Source organism: Francisella philomiragia (assembly GCF_018135955.1).
Taxonomy (GTDB): domain Bacteria; phylum Pseudomonadota; class Gammaproteobacteria; order Francisellales; family Francisellaceae; genus Francisella; species Francisella philomiragia.
The window spans coordinates 896,824-914,017 of sequence record NZ_CP063138.1; the positions used below are offsets into that span (position 1 = coordinate 896,824).

The following is a 17,194-nucleotide window of genomic DNA, read 5'->3' on the forward strand; positions in this document are numbered from 1 at the left end:
AATAATTCCTTTTAAAATAGATGCTGTTTTATGTAATTATTAAAAACTAATTTAACCGGAGATGAGGCCAATATGGCAAAAGAAGATTGTATAGAAATGGAAGGTGTTGTTTTAGAAGCTCTTCCAAACACAATGTTTAGAGTAGAACTTGAGAATGGGCATGTTGTAACAGCGCATATCTCAGGTAAAATGAGAAAGAATTATATTCGTATATTAACTGGTGATAAGGTAGTAGTTGAAATAACTCCTTATGACTTAACTAAAGGTCGTATCAAATTCCGTAGCAAATAATTTTTTCATTATCTTTACTTAATCCATTCATAAGAGATAAATCTCATAATATTAGAATATTTTTTTAGATTAGTTATAAAATTATATTTTCTAACACGAGAAGAATTGGAGTTATAATAGTCATCGTTAAGCCAATAGTTATAGCTAATGAAACTATTTTATTACCATAATTATTTCTAAGTATGGGTAAGCAGAAATCCATAGCAGTATTTGCGGCATATCCGACCATCTCTACAGAAAAATATCGTTTGAGTAATGGTACCATCGCAATCACTAATATTTCTCGTAAAAAATCAACCATAAATGTTATCATTCCATAATATTCACCAATGAAGTCAGTATTTAAGACAACTGATAAAGAGTACCAGCCTAAGCCTGAGCTGATCATAATACTTTGCTTGACTGGTATATTAATCATATAGCTGATCAAAATAGCTGAAATTATCGATGTTGCAATAACTATAACAACCACGGACATAGCTAATTTATTTTTAAAGAGACTTATTAGTGATATATTTTCAAATCTTAATAAACCACCAATAATTAGCATAAGAAGTAATAACATCACAAATACAATGTCATTTATAAATGAAGTAATATTTATATTAATAATTTCGCCTAATATATAACCTATTATTAGATATATTAAGTACTTACTTGCTTTAAGAATTGTAATAAATAGATTTTCTTTAGTTTCACTTATTTTATCAGATTTAAACTGAGCTTTTATATTAGGATCTTTTTTACAAAAAATAAAAATCCCCAATATATTAGCAACTGTAATAATTGTAATATATATCAAACTTATACCTATAACCTCTAGAACTATGGTATTTGTATTAGTAAATATACTAAAGTTATAGCCCAGTAAAAAAATTATAGAAATTACAATAAAATCTAATGATAAATTTATAAGTTTTATAATTTTTAATGATTGTGAGAAATTAAAAATATAATAGCCAATAATTAGGAATATAAAGAGAATTAGTGATTCAAGCATTAGATATTTTTAAGTTTGATCCTTCTATAAATCATGAATAATACTACAGGAACGATTGATAATACAAAACATATTGATAACATTTGAATAAATTCAAAAGGATTTTCATATAAATTATCAGGAGGAATAAAACCAACTATTACACAAGAGATTGTTCCTACAATACCTAAGATACAAACAAAAACCATACCAAATTTACCACCAGGTATATTAAAATCTTCATTGTTACGAGTGGATTCCTTATTTGTAAGTTTTAGTTTGAGTGCTGCAAAGAACATCATTAAATACATCAAAGAGTAAATTTGAGTACTTAAAGCAGTAAGAAGCCAATAGTAAGCTTGAACTGATGGCACAAGCTCTAATAAAAGACATATAATAGTCATGATGATTGCTTGTAATATAAGAATCCCACTGGGTACATCATGTTTATTTGTTTTATCTAAAGCATCAGGCAAAAAATGATCATCTGCAGCTTGTAACAAACCTCGAGCAGGTGAAATCATCCAATTGATCATCGATCCTATAGAACCTATGAAGATCATCAATCCTAGAACATAATAGAAAAACATAGGTATACCTAAGCTTTCTAGATAAACTTTAAAAGTCTTAATTGTTCCATGTACAACATCTATTTCAGATTGAGGGAATATGATCGCTACTGCTAAAGCACCTAATACCATCGTAAATACTATAAAAATCACTGAAATTAATAGTGCTAATGGAAATGTTTTTTTAGGGTTTGCTACATTTCTTATGTGAACTGTTGCTAATTCAAGCCCTAAGAAAGATGCGATTATCGCTGTCAGACCCATCCAAGACTCGGTAGATGTGAAACTAGGGATTAAATTGCCTAATTCAAAATGAATGTTTATAGTATAGCTATTGAGTAACCATATTAATGCAAAAATAACCATAAGTAGCATTGGAACAACCATGCCAAAAAATGTGCAAGCACTTGCAAAAATCGCAGAGACACGTAAACCTTTGAGGTTTAAAATAGTTAAAGACCAAAAAACTACTGTAATAAAAATAATAGTGAATTTAATATTTTGAGCAAAATCTGGATTAAATAGATATGCAATAGTTCCTGCAATAAATGTCAGTATACTTGGGAACCATATTAAGGTGTTAATCCATTGAAACCAGATTGCTAGCATAGCTATGTTAGGTCCAAAAGCTTTTTTAACCCAACCATATACACCTTCTTCACCTTTGGCTGTATATGTTGCAGTCATTTCTGCAGATACTAAGGCTACAGGAGCTAGAAATAACAAAACCGCAACAGCAAAAAAGAAAAATATATAGGTGCCTGATGTGGCAGTAGAGGGGAGATTTCTTATATTATCAATTGCTCCAGTCATCAATAATATAAGTAAAATTAAGCCAATTTTTTCTTTTCCTGTTGAGTTTGATACCATGAGTTATACTTATGAGTAAATTTTATGATAGATTTATCATAACCTAATTTCTCGTATTTTAGCAATCATTTATGCAATGTATAAAGGCATTACTTGAAAAAGTTTTTCGAGTGTCTGCAGAGCACTTTTGTTATCAACTTTGATTATAATTCTATCTCCATCACTGACAACAGAATTATCAGTAAAGAATCTAGGAATATTGTCATCCTTCATAATAGCTAAAATTTGTAAACCATTTGGCAATTTCAGATCAGATATTTTTTTACCGATTACTGTAGACATATTCTCTTGACCATGAACTTTTAACTCAACAAACATTTCTTCACTATCTTCAACCTCATACATTTTAAGCATATCAACTTGGGTTAAAAATGCTTTGATTGTTGTGTATGAAAAATTATGTGGAGAAATTGATATATCAATAAGCTTAAGATCTCTAGTAATATCGTAATATTCTGAACTATTTACTGTTGCTACAGTTTTTCGGGCACCAAGTTTTTTGGCTAAAATAGATGACATTATGTTAATCTCATCTGAATTAGTTAACGCGAAAAACATATCAGCTTCGTCAATACCTTCAGCAACTAATAAATTATTATTTACTGGATTATAGTGCAGAATTGTAGACTTTGATAACTCATTTAAAGCAAATTCACATTTTTCAGCATTTGGATCAATCATCTTTATAATATAACCTTTATTTTCTAGTGATTTTGCAAGAGTAATACTCGCGTAATTAATCCCGGCAATAAAAATTTTTCTAATATTTGCTTTTTTAGGCTGAAATATTGATAGAATTTGGGATGAATATGCTTTTTCTGATAAGTACATAACCCTATCGCCAGGTTCAACTAAAATATCAGTATCATTAATATCTAGCTTATTCCCACCCCTATGAACTGAAATTATATCTACTTTTATATCTCCTAAGCCGAGATATATATCTTTAACAGACAAACCAATAAGTGATGAATCTTGTGAAACCTCAACTCCAACTAATTGCACACGTTTATCAAAAAATGTTGATATAAAATAAGCTCCAGATAAAAAAATCAATTGTTCTAATCTTTTTGTAGTTTCAAAAAAAGATTTGATAACCAAGTCTATATTATTAAGTAATTTTGGAAATCTATTATATTCTGTATCACGAATTCGCGCTATTTTATATGGTGTTTTATATAGCTTGTAAGCCATATCACATACTGCTATATTGGTAGTATCATTAGATGTTACAGCAATAATCATATCAGTATCTTTAAAATTAGCTTCCATCATTATATTAGGTTTTGTTACATCTCCAATTATCGTTTGGACATCAAAAGCAGAAGATATAAACCCAAGTTTTTCTTCATCTAAATCAATTATAGAAACTTGATGATCTAGACTTAATCGTTGAGTCAAATAAACTCCTAATTGTCCTGCACCTAAAATAGCTATTCTCATGATTAATTGTTATAATAACGCTTGTAGTGGTTAACTATTTACAAATACTATTCTAAGGTTATAAAATAATCAAATTTTTAATTTACATTGAGCATCATAAATATTATTATATCTACTATATGATACTAAATTAGTATAGATTAGAGTTAATTATGCTTAAAATAAGTAAATTACTCGACTACGGTTTACTTGTGGTTGTAACAATTGCTGAAAATAACTTAAATCCCTATAGTGCTGCAAAAATTGCTGAAACTACTGGGCTGAATATTCCTACAGTTAGAAAACTGTTAAATCAGCTTTCAATATCAAATATTGTAGTATCTAAGCGCGGTATAGAGGGTGGCTACACATTAGTTGATGATCCACAAAATATTACTGTTCTGGATGTCGTTAAAGCTGTAGAGAAAGATGTGAATCTTACAGAATGTTGTGATTTACATAAAAAATGTAGCTTGGGAAGCTGTATGGTAAGTAGTTATTGGAGAGTTTTAAATAGTCAATTGCTAGATCTACTTTCAAAAACATCAATCTATGATATTGTCAACAATAAGGGCAGAAGTTAAAGTATGAGCGAAAATTTAGATAAAATCATTGAGCAAGATTATGAACATGGTTTTGTAACTGAAATAGAAGCTGAGACTATCGATGCGGGTCTTAATGAAGATGTGATACGCTTGATATCTGCAAGAAAAAAAGAGCCTGAATTTCTATTGGAATGGCGTTTAAAAGCATATAAAAAATGGTTGGAGATGAAGTCACCTGAGTGGGCTGATTTGAGTTATCCTGCTATTGATTTTCAAGCAATAAGCTATTATTCTTCGCCAAAATCATTAAAAGATCATCCTAAAAGTTTAGATGAAGTTGATCCTGAGATTATAGAGACATATAACAAGCTTGGTATTCCTCTGCATGAGCAAGAAATGCTAGCTGGAGTTAAAAATATAGCTGTTGATGCGGTGTTTGACTCAGTTTCAGTTGTAACAACTTTCAAAGAAAAACTAGCTGAAGCGGGAGTTATTTTTTGTCCCATATCAGAGGCAGTACAGAAGTATCCAGAACTAGTTCAAAAGTATTTAGGCTCTGTAGTTCCACAGGGTGACAACTTTTATGCAGCACTTAACTCTGCTGTATTCAGTGATGGTTCATTTGTATATATTCCTAAAGGTGTTACTTGTCCAATGGAATTATCAACGTATTTTAGAATAAATGCGATGAATACTGGACAATTTGAAAGAACATTGATTGTCGCAGATGAAGGAAGTTATGTTAGTTATTTAGAAGGATGTACAGCACCAATGCGTGATGAAAATCAGCTTCATGCAGCAGTGGTTGAGCTGGTTGCTTTAGATGGGGCTGAAATCAAGTATTCTACAGTACAAAATTGGTATCCAGGAGATAAAGAAGGTAAGGGTGGTATATATAACTTTGTTACTAAGAGAGGTGTTTGCCATAAGAACGCAAAAATCTCTTGGACACAAGTTGAGACAGGATCTGCAATTACATGGAAATACCCTTCAGTAGTATTACGTGGAGATAACTCAATTGGTGAATTCTATTCTGTAGCTTTAACTCGTCATGCTCAACAAGCCGATACTGGTACAAAAATGATTCATCTTGGTAAAAATACTAAGAGTACGATTATCTCAAAAGGTATTTCTGCAGGTAAAGCTTCTCAAGCCTATAGAGGGCTTGTGAGAATATCACCTAATGCCTCTAATGCTAGAAACTTTTCTCAATGCGATTCATTACTCATAGGGCATAATTGTGGTGCACATACATACCCGTATATAGAAAATAAGAGTAATTCATCTCAAATTGAACATGAAGCTACAACTTCAAAGATCTCTGATGATCAGCTTTTCTACTGTAAGCAAAGAGGTCTTTCGGAAGAAGATGCAATTGCTATGATTGTTAATGGTTTTTGTAAAGAAGTATTTAAAAAGTTACCACTTGAGTTTGCAGTTGAAGCTCAAAAACTAATGGAAGTTAGTTTAGAAGGTGCTGTTGGTTAAACTTTAGAATTATATAAGTTAAAAGGTTAATAAAATGTTATTAGAAATTAAAGATTTACATGTAAGTGTTGGCGAACAAAAAAAACAGATTCTAAAAGGCTTAAATCTAAAAGTTAACAAAGGTGAAGTCCATGCAATTATGGGACCTAATGGAGCTGGTAAAAGTACTTTAAGTAATGTTTTAGCTGGTAAAGATGGCTATGAGATTACTCAAGGGGCGATAACATTTAACGGTAAAGATTTAGATGATCTATCTATATCCGAAAGAGCTGCAGCAGGTATCTTTTTAAGCTTACAGTATCCTATTGAGATTCCTGGTGTTAGTAATGTTCAATTTTTAAAGACAGCTGTAAATAGCATTAGAAAGCAAAATGGCGAAGAAGAAATCAATGCTATAGATTTCATGAAAAAGCTAAAAGCAAACATGCAAGTCTTAAAGATAGATCAAAAATATATGTCGCGTGGAGTTAATGAAGGCTTCTCAGGTGGTGAGAAGAAGCGTAATGAAATGCTACAACTAATGATGCTTGAGCCAAAGCTTGCTATATTAGATGAGACTGATTCTGGATTAGATATTGATGCTCTTCAGGTAGTATCTCAAGGCGCAAATACTATGAGATCTCCAGAGAGAAGCTTCTTAGTTATTACACACTACCAAAGACTTTTAGATCATATACAACCTGATTTTGTCCATGTTTTAGCTGATGGTAAAATTGTCAAAACAGGTGGTAAAGAGCTAGCTCTTGAGCTAGAAGAAAAAGGTTATTCTTGGTTAAATAGCTAAAGGTTGATTAAAAATGTTAATAGATAATAAATCGCTACCAACTACTAAACAAGAAAGCTGGAAATATACAAACTTAGCTACTATTTATAGTAAAAGTGGTATATCTGAAATGCTTAAAGATTCTCCTAAGTCTAAGGATTATTTAGAAGGCTTTAAATTTGATACTGAAGAAAATGTTGTAATAATTCTAGATGGTGTTTTGGCTATTGATTATAACAAAAAATTGAACCATATTAGCGCTCTAGAGCTACATAGAGATGATAGAACTATGTCTAGATTAGCTATCGAAAATTCTAAGCACTTTGCAATAAATATACCTAAAGATACTAAAGACTCTCTTAGCCTTATATTTATAAATACAGATATGGCTAAAAATAAGCTAACTAATATCTCATTGAAGTTAGATGTCGATATGTTTGCAAATCTAGATTTGGATATTGACTTTGTAAGTCTTACTGAAAATTCTGCTATCAATTTGTTTTTGGATGTGAATGTCGCAGAATCTGCTAAGGTAAACTTTACAAATAATGCAGATAACCCAAATAACACCCAGTTAATTACTACTGCTAATTATTTGATTAATTTAGATCGTGCAGCGGAGTTTAATGGATTTAGTTTGCTGAATAAGGATGGACTACTTAGAAATGATTTCGTAGTAAATCTAAATAAGCCACATTCAAGATTTGATATCAGAGGATTATATCTAGTTGCAGATAATGCTATTGCTAATGCATGTTTTTTAGTTAATCATAATGCATCTCATACATATAGTAATGTAAATTTCCGTGGTGTAGCTAATGGTAGCTCTAAAGCATGGTTTAATGCAAAAGCAGTAGTTAACAAAGGTATAGAGCAAATACAAGCTTTTCAGAACAATAAAAATATTCAGTTAAGCAATAAAGCTGAGATTAATACAAAACCAGAATTAGAAATCTTCTCTGATGATGTAGTGTGCACTCATGGTGCAACAATAGGGGAGCTTGATAAAGATGCTCTTTTCTATTTACAGTCAAGAGGACTGACTTTAGAAAGCGCTCAGCATCTACTTCTAGAGAGCTTTGTAAAATCTCAACTAACGTCTGATGATTTCCCATTTGAAAATGAAATTAAAGAACAAATTTTAGAATCATTAGATGATATTCTTCATGATATAATATAATTGTTAGTAACAATTGCTGAAATTGGGCCTGCTTAATATTTTAATATCTGCTAAACTGAATTTATAGAAATATTTCTTAGAGGATGTAATATGAAGAGATTAATCCCATTTTGTTTAATAGGGCTTGTTGGTACAGTATCTTTTGCAGTAGCAAATTCGGATAATTGTGTCGAGTACAATACTATCAAGTATACAACTCAAGCTGAAACCACTATAAAAAGTGATAGTATACTTGTCGAAGTAACTGGCTATGCAACAACTACTTTAGATAAGCAAAATAGTATAGAAAATCAAATTACAGATAGTATAAACAACATTGTAAAATCCGACTGGAAAGTCAAAAATATTGAGCAAAATACTAGTAATAGTGGTGCTATCAATATTACGATACAACTTCAATCTAGAATATCTCAAGGTGATTTAAATAAATTACAGCAAGCAATTGAAAATCAAGACAGATCTTCTGGAAAGAGATTAGCTGTAAAAGTATTAGATTACAATCCTCCTGCTAAAGAAGTAGAAGCTGCAAAACAGCAGCTTATGATACAACTTTTTAAGGATACAAAAGACTACCTTACTAGTTTTAATAAACAAACTAATAGCAACTATACTATTCAGTCAGTACAATATATTGATATAGATGGCTATAAGCCTAGAAATACGGTTATGTTAATGAAATCAGCAGCTTATAATGAAAGTGATGCAAGTAGCTATAGTCCAGTATCTGTATCTCAAGATATTAATATAAGAGCAAATGTAACATTTATGGAGAAATAAATATGGCATTAAGTAAAGTAATAAAAACAGATGAAGCTAATTTTGATAAACTAATAAATAGTTCTACAAAACCTATATTAGTAGATTTTTATGCTGACTGGTGTGGTCCTTGTAAGACTTTATCGCCGATACTTGATCAGCTATCAAAAGATTATGCAGGAGCTGTGATTGTCAAAGTTAATGTCGATGATAATCAAAGTCTAGCAGCTAAATTTGGTATAAGAAGTATACCAACTATGATAATTTTCAAAGCAGGTCAGCCTGTAGAAACGCTTACTGGTGTCCATACAGGTAGCCAATTAGAGCAAAAACTAAAGGCTTATGAATAATAGTTCTAATTTAGATCTTTGTGAATGGTATTTTACAACTAAATTTGAAGTTCCTATATTACCTAGCAGGTATCCTAACAAATTTGCGATTATTACAGCATACAATCCATTTAATCAGCTTCTTGAAGATCAAGAAAATTTAGCTAGAAATCAAATATTAAGAAATCAACTAGAAAAGTCATATAGCTGGGTCTATGAAATTAATGGTTTTGATAAGTCATCTAAGCACAAAGAAAATGGTTTTATGTTTGATGCTAAATCGCTTAATGATGCTTGTAATTTAGGTGAGGAATTTTCGCAGGATGCGATCTATTATGTAATTAATGATACTTTATATGTTTCAAAATGTGAAAAATCAAAAAGAAAGCTCATAGAAGTTGGATATTTTTTTCACAAGATAATAATTTTTTAGAAATTTTATGTCTGACATTCATGTAATTATTTGTTAATTCGTCTTTAAAATATATTTGATTGCAATATGATTCAAAACTTATAAAACTAGTAGACTCTAACATAAGTTGCTAGATAACATCTTTTATAAGCATCGCTGAATATGTAATATTAATATGTTACATATGACTTGGTTGGAAGGATGAAAATTAATGATAACTGGTTTGTAAAAAGATTTAAGCGAACAGAAAATTTTCTAGAAACTAGTTATAAATGTGCACGTAATACTTTTATAAAAACTACAAGGAAAAGAATTACATTAACTGACAACAAGGATTATTTGGAATTTATCTCATGTTCTTATCTAGGTTTACACAATGATAAAGAGATTATAAATGCTATCAAAAATAGTACAGATTTAGACTTACAAGGTTTTTTATTTTCAAGTTCAAGAACACGTGCGGTATCTCAATTAGAAAATAGTGTATTAGAAAAATTATCCAAAATTTTCTATCCATATTCACCATTGTTATTTCAGAATTTACATACGGCACATCTTGGTGTTATACCTTTATTAGTTTCTCAAATATTTCCTAAAATGCGAACAGATAAAAAAATACACTGTATATTAGATAAACACTCACACCAATCTTTGAAAATTCTACAGGGAATTATAAAGCAATTTTGTGACATCGAAGTACTGGACACTTCTAATATTTATGAATTAGATTTGTATATGGAAAAAATAAATCTAGATGATAAAACCCCATTTATAATTATGGATAGTGTTGGCTCTATGGGAAAGATTTATCCTATTAAAGATATAGTGAAATTAGTCAATAAATATGAAGGATATGTATATTTCGATGATGCTCATGGAATGTCAATCACTGGTAAACATGGCAGTGGTCATGTTATGCAAGAGCTTAAGTACAAACTAAATGATAGGGTTTTTATATCTACTTCATTAACAAAAGGCTTTGGAGGGCAGGGTGGCATAATACTTATGCCTTACATAGAGCAAATTGACTTTTTGTTGCAATATTGTACTACGTATACTTTTTCTGGTCCTTTATCAATTCCAACATTGGAAGTGATAAATAAGAGTTGTGATATTCACCTATCAAAAAAAATAGATTTGTTACAACAAAAATTACGTAATAATTTAGAGTATTTTGATCACCAAATTACAAATATAAAATTAAATAAACTTCGTAATAGTTTTTTGCCTTTTAGAATTATTTATATTGGTAACGAAGATGACGCCATAAAATATTATAAGATTCTAAAGACTAGTGGAATACTTGTAACTTGTGCGGTCTATCCTGTTGTCGAGAAGTCTCAAGCAATACTAAGAATTACTTTTTCAGCAACACATGAACTTGATGAAATTAAGTTGTTGGCAGAGAATTTAAAAAAATATCTTAAGGAATTATAAATGTACGACTATTTATCTAAATCCATTTCTTCTCCAATATTTCAAGCAATAGCAAATATTAATCGTGATGATCTTTTTTTATACGTTAAAAATATAGATTCTAAATATATTTTTTTAAGTAAGAATATTTGTAATCTTAGTAAAATTGAGTATGAAGATGCCATTGGAAAATGCGATGATGATTTTAACTGGGGGAAAGAGCAGGCAGATGCTTTTAAAAGTGATGATTTATATGTTTTCACTACTAAAAAGTCTCACACTTCAGAATATTTGCTATCTATAAATGGAGGTTTTTTATGGATAGAAACAGAAAAAATACCTATCATGACAGAAAATAATGAAGTTATTGGTATACTTGGAATAGCTCAAGATGTAACGTATAGAAAAACGCTAATATCATCACAATACAAAAAAAATAATAGTAGTACAAGTCAGCGAGATAAAACTTCAATTGTAGAATCATTTAGAGAGTATTTAAAAGATAATGATGATGTTCAACAAAATAAAAACCAGGTAGAACAATTATTTACTAGAAACTCTTTAATTGAACAATTATATAATCGGCTAATTAAGCAAAGTAAATTCAGCATTAATGATTTTGTTAGCTTAAATAAAGAGTTAACAAAAGTATTCTCGCAACTTATAAGTAAAGAACTTATAATTATTAGTGCTGCTGAAGAGATAGAAACAAGGTATTATAATTACTTGGTTATCTGTCTATGTACTATGGAACTACTTAAAAACAAGACTTTTAGTGAAAAAATACTAATAAATATAGATAAAAATGAAATTAAAATGATGATAAATAGAGCTGGTGAAAAGCATAAAATCAACATGGATAATACTAAATTTTTAACAAACTATATTACTTCTGATATAATCAACGTTCTTGATTTAAAATTAGATGTTTTTGTGATTAATGATTCTTTTTTGCCTGTAGCAATAACCATAACGTTAAGTGATAAAGATACGATTTATTAAATATCAAAAGCATGGAGTTCAATAAATAGTAATAATGATACTAAACTCTATATCTCTAGAAACAATGATGCTCATTATACAAATATGTATAGTGGCTTTAATAATTACATCTTTGATTGTTTCAGTTTTATTTATTTTATCGCAACAAAAATTAGCAAAAGCTTTAGTTACTGTAAATAGTGGTGAACAAATACATCCAGCATGGTTATGGACTCAACTAATACCAATATGGTCATATATAGCATTAGTGGTAACAGCTGTGAAATTAGATGATCAAAGTAAATTATATAATCAAACTCACGAAAAAAAATTAAAATTTAAAGCTTCACTTGTATATTGGTATGTGGGATTGACTTTATTGAATATAGTTCCTGTAATCAATATAATAGCAGGCATAGCAACAATTGTTATATTTATAATAATTTGGGCAAATATAACTAAATCATGTAAGGTTATTACTGTGGAATAATAAAATATGTAAATTCGCATAATATATATTATGTTAAATTTCATGCTTATCTTCTAGATCATTAATTTATATTCTAACCTTTTCACAAAATGCTTAATTATTGACTGATACTAACTATCATATGAGTAATCTTGTTGTAACATCGTTATTACTTCTAAACTTGCGGGAAGAAACTTATAATTATTAAGCTCTAGGATGTTTATACATTTTAATTGCTGGTTTTCCTTAGCATAAGGTTTACCTTCATAATCCTTAATTATAAAAAACTCTAGATTAACTTCATCGTTATCTTTATTTATATGTTTTTTGCGAAAATAAAAACTTACTGATTTAGCTATTATACCAACTTCTTCATAAACCTCTCTTCTTATACATTGTTCAAAAGTTTCATTTTTTTCTACTTTACCACCAGGAAATTCCCAATAGTTACTATATGTCTGAAACTTTTGTCTTAGACTTATATAGACTTTAGCATTCTGTTCATCTAAAATTATTGCCACTGCAGCATTTATTTTTGCCATTTTTTACAAAAAATTTTTATACTTAAGAAATATAATATGTTCCAAAATCATAAAAGTGAAATTTTATTAGCAACTCCACTTATCAAAGATGATGCTATATTTACTAAATCTGTAATCTATCTATGCCAAAATGATCGTCATGGTGCTATGGGTTTAATTATTAACAAACCTTTAAGTGATACATTAAGAGATGTTTTTGAAGAACTAGAAATTTCTCATCATAACACTTTTAATGAAATTTTAGATTACCCTCTTTATATGGGCGGTCCTATTAGTCCCCATAAAATCATGATTTTACATACTACCAATGGTAGAAACTATAGTTCCACAATCAAGCTAGATGAAGGTCTTGCTATAACTGCTTCTATGGATATTTTAGAAGATTTAGCCAATAATATTTTACCTGAATATTTTCTGCCAGTAGTTGGCTATAGTTGTTGGACTGCTGATCAACTTACAGACGAAATAAAGTCTAATGATTGGATCGTAACAAATAAACTAAGCAAAAAGATACTATTTAATCACGAGAACAAAGTAAAGTGGCAAAATCATATTGAACATGCAGGATATACTCTACAAAGTTTAGATAGTTTATTCAAAAATATAGGAAATTGTTAATGTTTCAATCTTTAATAGCAATAGATTATGGTAAAGCCAGAATTGGTTTAGCTAGTGGTCAAATGATTACCAAAACAGCAACTCCTATTGGCACTGTAGAAGCTTATGATGGTGTACCTAACTGGATCGAGCTTGATAAGATTGTTAAACGTTGGAACCCTTCTGATATAGTCATTGGATTACCGCTAGATACTCAAGATTTTGAGACAGATATTACAAAAGCTGCTAAAGATTTTGCTAAAGAAGTTAAAGAACGCTATAAAAGAAATGTTCATCTCATTAATGAAGCATATTCTACTCGTGAGGCAAGATGGCGCTTAGAAGAAGTAAAAAGTAAAAAAGTATCTCATATAAAAGTAGATGCTTTGGCAGCTTGTGTGATTTTAGAAACTTGGATGGCGGAAAATTAAAATATATTTTTAATAATACTCTTAGATATTTCTTTTTGGCTAAGTAAATACTTTATCATAATAAACTTCCTAGATATTTTACTCATTTTCAAATAAAATTAAGCAATTATATTTTCAATAAATTATTAACTGGAATTAATATCTAAATGAGCGAATATAACTTTACTCAGATTGAGCAACAGGCTCAAAAATATTGGCGTAAAAATAATTCTTTTAAAGCTGTAGAAGATAAAAATAAAGAAAAATTCTATTGTTTGTCAATGTTACCATATCCAAGTGGTACCCTCCATATGGGACATGTGCGTAATTATACGATTGGAGATGTAATTGCAAGATATCAAAAGATGCAAGGTAAGAATGTCCTTCATCCTATGGGTTGGGATGCATTTGGATTACCTGCAGAAAATGCTGCAATAAAACACAAAAAATCTCCTTATGAGTGGACAAAAAGTAATATTGCATATATGAGATCGCAGTTGGATTCTCTTGGGTTTAGCTTTGATTGGTCTAGAGAAATAGCGACTTGTGATGAAAGTTATTATAAATGGGAACAATGGTTCTTTATCCAACTTTACAAAAAAGGCTTGGCATATCGCAAAAACTCAGTTGTAAACTGGGATCCTGTTGATCAAACTGTTTTAGCGAATGAGCAAGTTGTAGATGGTAGAGGCTGGAGATCTGGAGCCCTAATTGAAAAGAAAGAGATTCCACAATGGTTCTTAAAAATAACTGATTATGCAGATGAGCTTCTAAAAGATATTAATCAATTAGATGGTTGGCCAGAAGCTGTGAAGACTATGCAGACTAACTGGATTGGTAAATCAAAAGGTCTGACTGTTAAGTTTAAAATTCAAAACTCTGATAAAGAAATTGAAGTATTTACAACTCGTCCAGATACTCTTATGGGAGTTAGTTATCTAGGTATAGCACCTGAGCACCCTCTTGCTCTTGAAGAAGCAAAAACAAACTCTCAATTAAAATCATTTATAGATGAGTGTAAAAGAATCTCTACTATGGAAGCTGATTTAGCAACTCAAGAAAAGAAAGGCTTTAAAACTTCAATACAAGCAATCCACCCTATCTCAGGAGAAACAGTTGATGTTTGGGTAGCAAACTTTGTACTTATGGGATACGGTTCTGGAGCTGTAATGTCAGTCCCAGCACATGATCAAAGAGATTGGGAATTTGCACAAAAATATAATATTGCTTTAAAACAAGTTATTAAGCCTAGTGATAATAAGTCAAAATTAGACTTAGATAAAGAAGCATTTACTGAAAAAGGTATTTTGATTAATTCAGGTGAATTTGATGGTTTAAATTTTAAATTTGCTTATCAAGCGATTAAAAAATATCTTTTTGACAATGATAAAGGTTATGAAACTACAAATTTTAGAATTCATGATTGGGGTATTTCACGTCAAAGATATTGGGGATGCCCTATTCCTATGATCCATTGTAATGATTGTGGATTAGTACCAGAAAAAGAAGAAAATTTACCAGTTAAATTACCAACTAATGTAACTCTTACAGAAGCAGGCTCTCCACTTAAAGATATACCAGAATTTTTAAATGTAGCATGTCCAAATTGTGGTAAACCAGCAACTAGAGAAACAGATACATTTGATACATTCTTTGAATCATCTTGGTATTATGCAAGATATACATGCCCTACTGCTGATAAGATGTTAAGTGAAGAAGCTAACTATTGGCTACCAGTTGATAAGTATATTGGTGGTATTGAGCATGCTATTATGCATCTATTATATGCAAGATTTTTCCATAAATTAATGAGAGATCAAGGACTAGTTTCATCTGATGAACCATTTAAAAACTTACTTACTCAAGGTATGGTGCTAAAAGATGGTGCCAAAATGTCTAAATCGAAAGGAAATACTGTAGATCCCCAAGAGCTTATCGATAAATATGGTGCAGATACTGTTAGATTATTTAGTATGTTTGCAGCACCTCCTGAGCAATCACTTGAGTGGTCTGATACTGGAGTTGATGGTGCTAATAAGTTTTTGCGTAAAGTATATAATTATGCTTATACAAACAAAGAAATCTTAGCTAAAAATATAACTATAGATGTAACTAAATTATCAAAAAATGATAAGAAAGCTCGTTATGAGATATATGCTAATTTAAAACAAGCTATTTTTGATTTTGATAAAAGTCAGTTTAATACAGTTGTTTCAGCATGTATGAAAATTTTAAATACGCTTAACAATTATGATAATTTATCTGATAGTGTTAAGTTAGAGGGTTTTAGTATTTTATTAAGAATATTATCACCTTTTACACCACATATTTGTCATTATTTATGGCAAGAAATTGGCTTAGGTGAAGATATTTTGCATACACAATTTCCTACTGTTGATGACATAGCTCTTGAGAAGGACGAATTTTTATTAGTTGTACAAATTAACGGCAAAGTTAAAGTAAAACTTGAATTAGATGCCTCATTAACAAAAGAGCAAGTTGAACAAGAGGTATTATCTGATGAGCATATTAAAACTTTTATCGAAGATAAACAAATAGTCAAAGTTATATATGTGCCTCAGAAATTAATTAATATTGTAGTCAAATAGGTATATACAATGATAAAAAACTATACCAAAACTTTATTTTTATTAGTAATAGCTGCATTTTTATCTAGTTGTGGTTTTCACCTACGTGGAGATCTTGCAGATGGTAATGCTGGAAATTTTAGCAGCTTAGTTGATACTAAGTTTTATATCTATAATGCAGGTGGTGCACCTCCAAGCTTAATTAATGAATTAAGACGTAGACTAATTGGATACCAAGCTATTGTATTAAGAAAGTCAACTCAAATGAAAGAAGCTGATTATATAATAAATATTCAAGGAGCTACGAAAAATACTCAAATGACTAGTGTTGTGGGTGGTGCATCGAATAATACCTTCCTTGCTATTTATACGATAACATATAATGTTGTTAAGCCTAAGGTTAAAACTCCTGTAGTTCCTGATAGTACTGTTAATGCTCAGATGTTCTGGCAATCAAACGCAAGTACTCAATTAGCACAAAATAATGAATTATTAAGAATTTGGGATTATCTACAATCTGACTTATTAACAAGAATAGTCCTTCAAATAGCAGAGTTATTACCAAGTAAAGAAACTAAATAGAAACT

The 17,194-nt window shown here is 30.1% G+C and carries 19 protein-coding genes; 15 read left to right on the forward strand and 4 right to left on the reverse strand.

Features of this window, described 5'->3' with window-relative positions; all coding sequences use genetic code 11:
- Positions 1–72 precede the first annotated feature (72 nt).
- Positions 73–291 (forward strand): translation initiation factor IF-1, encoded by a 219-nt coding sequence (gene infA / locus IMS64_RS04370; protein ID WP_004287780.1) that lies wholly within the window; start codon positions 73–75, stop codon positions 289–291.
- Positions 292–364: 73 nt separating this feature from the next.
- On the opposite strand, the gene IMS64_RS04375 is transcribed toward infA, so the two are convergent.
- From IMS64_RS04375 to trkA, 3 genes are all read right to left on the reverse strand, one after another.
- On the reverse strand, positions 365–1,093 hold the full coding sequence (locus IMS64_RS04375) for a LysO family transporter (RefSeq protein ID WP_244972922.1): 729 nt from the start codon (positions 1,091–1,093) through the stop codon (positions 365–367).
- A gap of 197 nt (positions 1,094–1,290) precedes the next feature.
- Entirely contained in the window at positions 1,291–2,709 is a 1,419-nt protein-coding gene (locus IMS64_RS04380; RefSeq protein ID WP_004287778.1) for an APC family permease, read from the reverse strand.
- Positions 2,710–2,778: 69 nt separating this feature from the next.
- On the reverse strand, positions 2,779–4,152 hold the full coding sequence (trkA, locus tag IMS64_RS04385) for a Trk system potassium transporter TrkA (RefSeq protein ID WP_042518392.1): 1,374 nt from the start codon (positions 4,150–4,152) through the stop codon (positions 2,779–2,781).
- 152 nt (positions 4,153–4,304) lie between these two features.
- Between trkA and IMS64_RS04390 the strand changes: the two genes are divergently transcribed.
- The 10 genes from IMS64_RS04390 to IMS64_RS04435 all read left to right on the forward strand — a co-directional run bounded on the left by IMS64_RS04390 (position 4,305) and on the right by IMS64_RS04435 (position 12,491).
- Complete coding sequence (locus IMS64_RS04390; RefSeq protein WP_035735801.1) at positions 4,305–4,715, forward strand: SUF system Fe-S cluster assembly regulator; 411 nt, start codon at positions 4,305–4,307, stop codon at positions 4,713–4,715.
- Between the two features lie 3 nt (positions 4,716–4,718).
- The gene (gene sufB, locus IMS64_RS04395; protein WP_004287775.1) at positions 4,719–6,164 is read left to right on the forward strand and encodes a Fe-S cluster assembly protein SufB; all 1,446 of its coding nucleotides are present in this window, start codon (positions 4,719–4,721) and stop codon (positions 6,162–6,164) included.
- A gap of 34 nt (positions 6,165–6,198) precedes the next feature.
- Positions 6,199–6,948, forward strand: a complete 750-nt coding sequence (gene sufC / locus IMS64_RS04400) for a Fe-S cluster assembly ATPase SufC (RefSeq protein ID WP_042518389.1) — start codon at positions 6,199–6,201, stop codon at positions 6,946–6,948.
- Positions 6,949–6,961: 13 nt separating this feature from the next.
- Entirely contained in the window at positions 6,962–8,107 is a 1,146-nt protein-coding gene (gene sufD, locus IMS64_RS04405) for a Fe-S cluster assembly protein SufD (RefSeq protein ID WP_004287773.1), read from the forward strand.
- Between the two features lie 90 nt (positions 8,108–8,197).
- Positions 8,198–8,884: a hypothetical protein gene (locus IMS64_RS04410; RefSeq protein WP_211491025.1), complete on the forward strand. Its 687-nt coding sequence runs from the start codon at positions 8,198–8,200 to the stop codon at positions 8,882–8,884.
- 2 nt (positions 8,885–8,886) lie between these two features.
- On the forward strand, positions 8,887–9,213 hold the full coding sequence (gene trxA / locus IMS64_RS04415; RefSeq protein ID WP_004287771.1) for a thioredoxin: 327 nt from the start codon (positions 8,887–8,889) through the stop codon (positions 9,211–9,213).
- Positions 9,206–9,625: a DUF3293 domain-containing protein gene (locus IMS64_RS04420; RefSeq protein WP_211491026.1), complete on the forward strand. Its 420-nt coding sequence runs from the start codon at positions 9,206–9,208 to the stop codon at positions 9,623–9,625. Before trxA ends, IMS64_RS04420 begins: the two co-directional genes overlap by 8 nt.
- Before the next feature lie 180 nt (positions 9,626–9,805).
- Positions 9,806–11,041 (forward strand): aminotransferase class I/II-fold pyridoxal phosphate-dependent enzyme, encoded by a 1,236-nt coding sequence (locus IMS64_RS04425; RefSeq protein WP_211491027.1) that lies wholly within the window; start codon positions 9,806–9,808, stop codon positions 11,039–11,041.
- Complete coding sequence (locus IMS64_RS04430) at positions 11,042–12,022, forward strand: PAS domain-containing protein (RefSeq protein WP_211491028.1); 981 nt, start codon at positions 11,042–11,044, stop codon at positions 12,020–12,022.
- Between the two features lie 34 nt (positions 12,023–12,056).
- Entirely contained in the window at positions 12,057–12,491 is a 435-nt protein-coding gene (locus IMS64_RS04435) for a hypothetical protein (protein WP_244972923.1), read from the forward strand.
- 110 nt (positions 12,492–12,601) lie between these two features.
- Here the strand turns inward: IMS64_RS04435 and IMS64_RS04440 are convergent, their stop codons facing one another.
- Complete coding sequence (locus IMS64_RS04440; protein WP_004287767.1) at positions 12,602–13,012, reverse strand: (deoxy)nucleoside triphosphate pyrophosphohydrolase; 411 nt, start codon at positions 13,010–13,012, stop codon at positions 12,602–12,604.
- A gap of 36 nt (positions 13,013–13,048) precedes the next feature.
- Between IMS64_RS04440 and IMS64_RS04445 the strand changes: the two genes are divergently transcribed.
- The 4 genes from IMS64_RS04445 to IMS64_RS04460 all read left to right on the forward strand — a co-directional run bounded on the left by IMS64_RS04445 (position 13,049) and on the right by IMS64_RS04460 (position 17,189).
- Positions 13,049–13,630: a YqgE/AlgH family protein gene (locus IMS64_RS04445; protein ID WP_004287765.1), complete on the forward strand. Its 582-nt coding sequence runs from the start codon at positions 13,049–13,051 to the stop codon at positions 13,628–13,630.
- Positions 13,630–14,040 (forward strand): Holliday junction resolvase RuvX, encoded by a 411-nt coding sequence (ruvX, locus tag IMS64_RS04450; RefSeq protein WP_004287764.1) that lies wholly within the window; start codon positions 13,630–13,632, stop codon positions 14,038–14,040. The genes IMS64_RS04445 and ruvX overlap by 1 nt, the downstream gene beginning before the upstream one ends.
- A gap of 146 nt (positions 14,041–14,186) precedes the next feature.
- Complete coding sequence (leuS, locus tag IMS64_RS04455; protein WP_211491029.1) at positions 14,187–16,628, forward strand: leucine--tRNA ligase; 2,442 nt, start codon at positions 14,187–14,189, stop codon at positions 16,626–16,628.
- Positions 16,629–16,637: 9 nt separating this feature from the next.
- Positions 16,638–17,189: an LPS-assembly lipoprotein LptE gene (locus tag IMS64_RS04460; protein ID WP_211491030.1), complete on the forward strand. Its 552-nt coding sequence runs from the start codon at positions 16,638–16,640 to the stop codon at positions 17,187–17,189.
- Positions 17,190–17,194 lie beyond the last annotated feature (5 nt).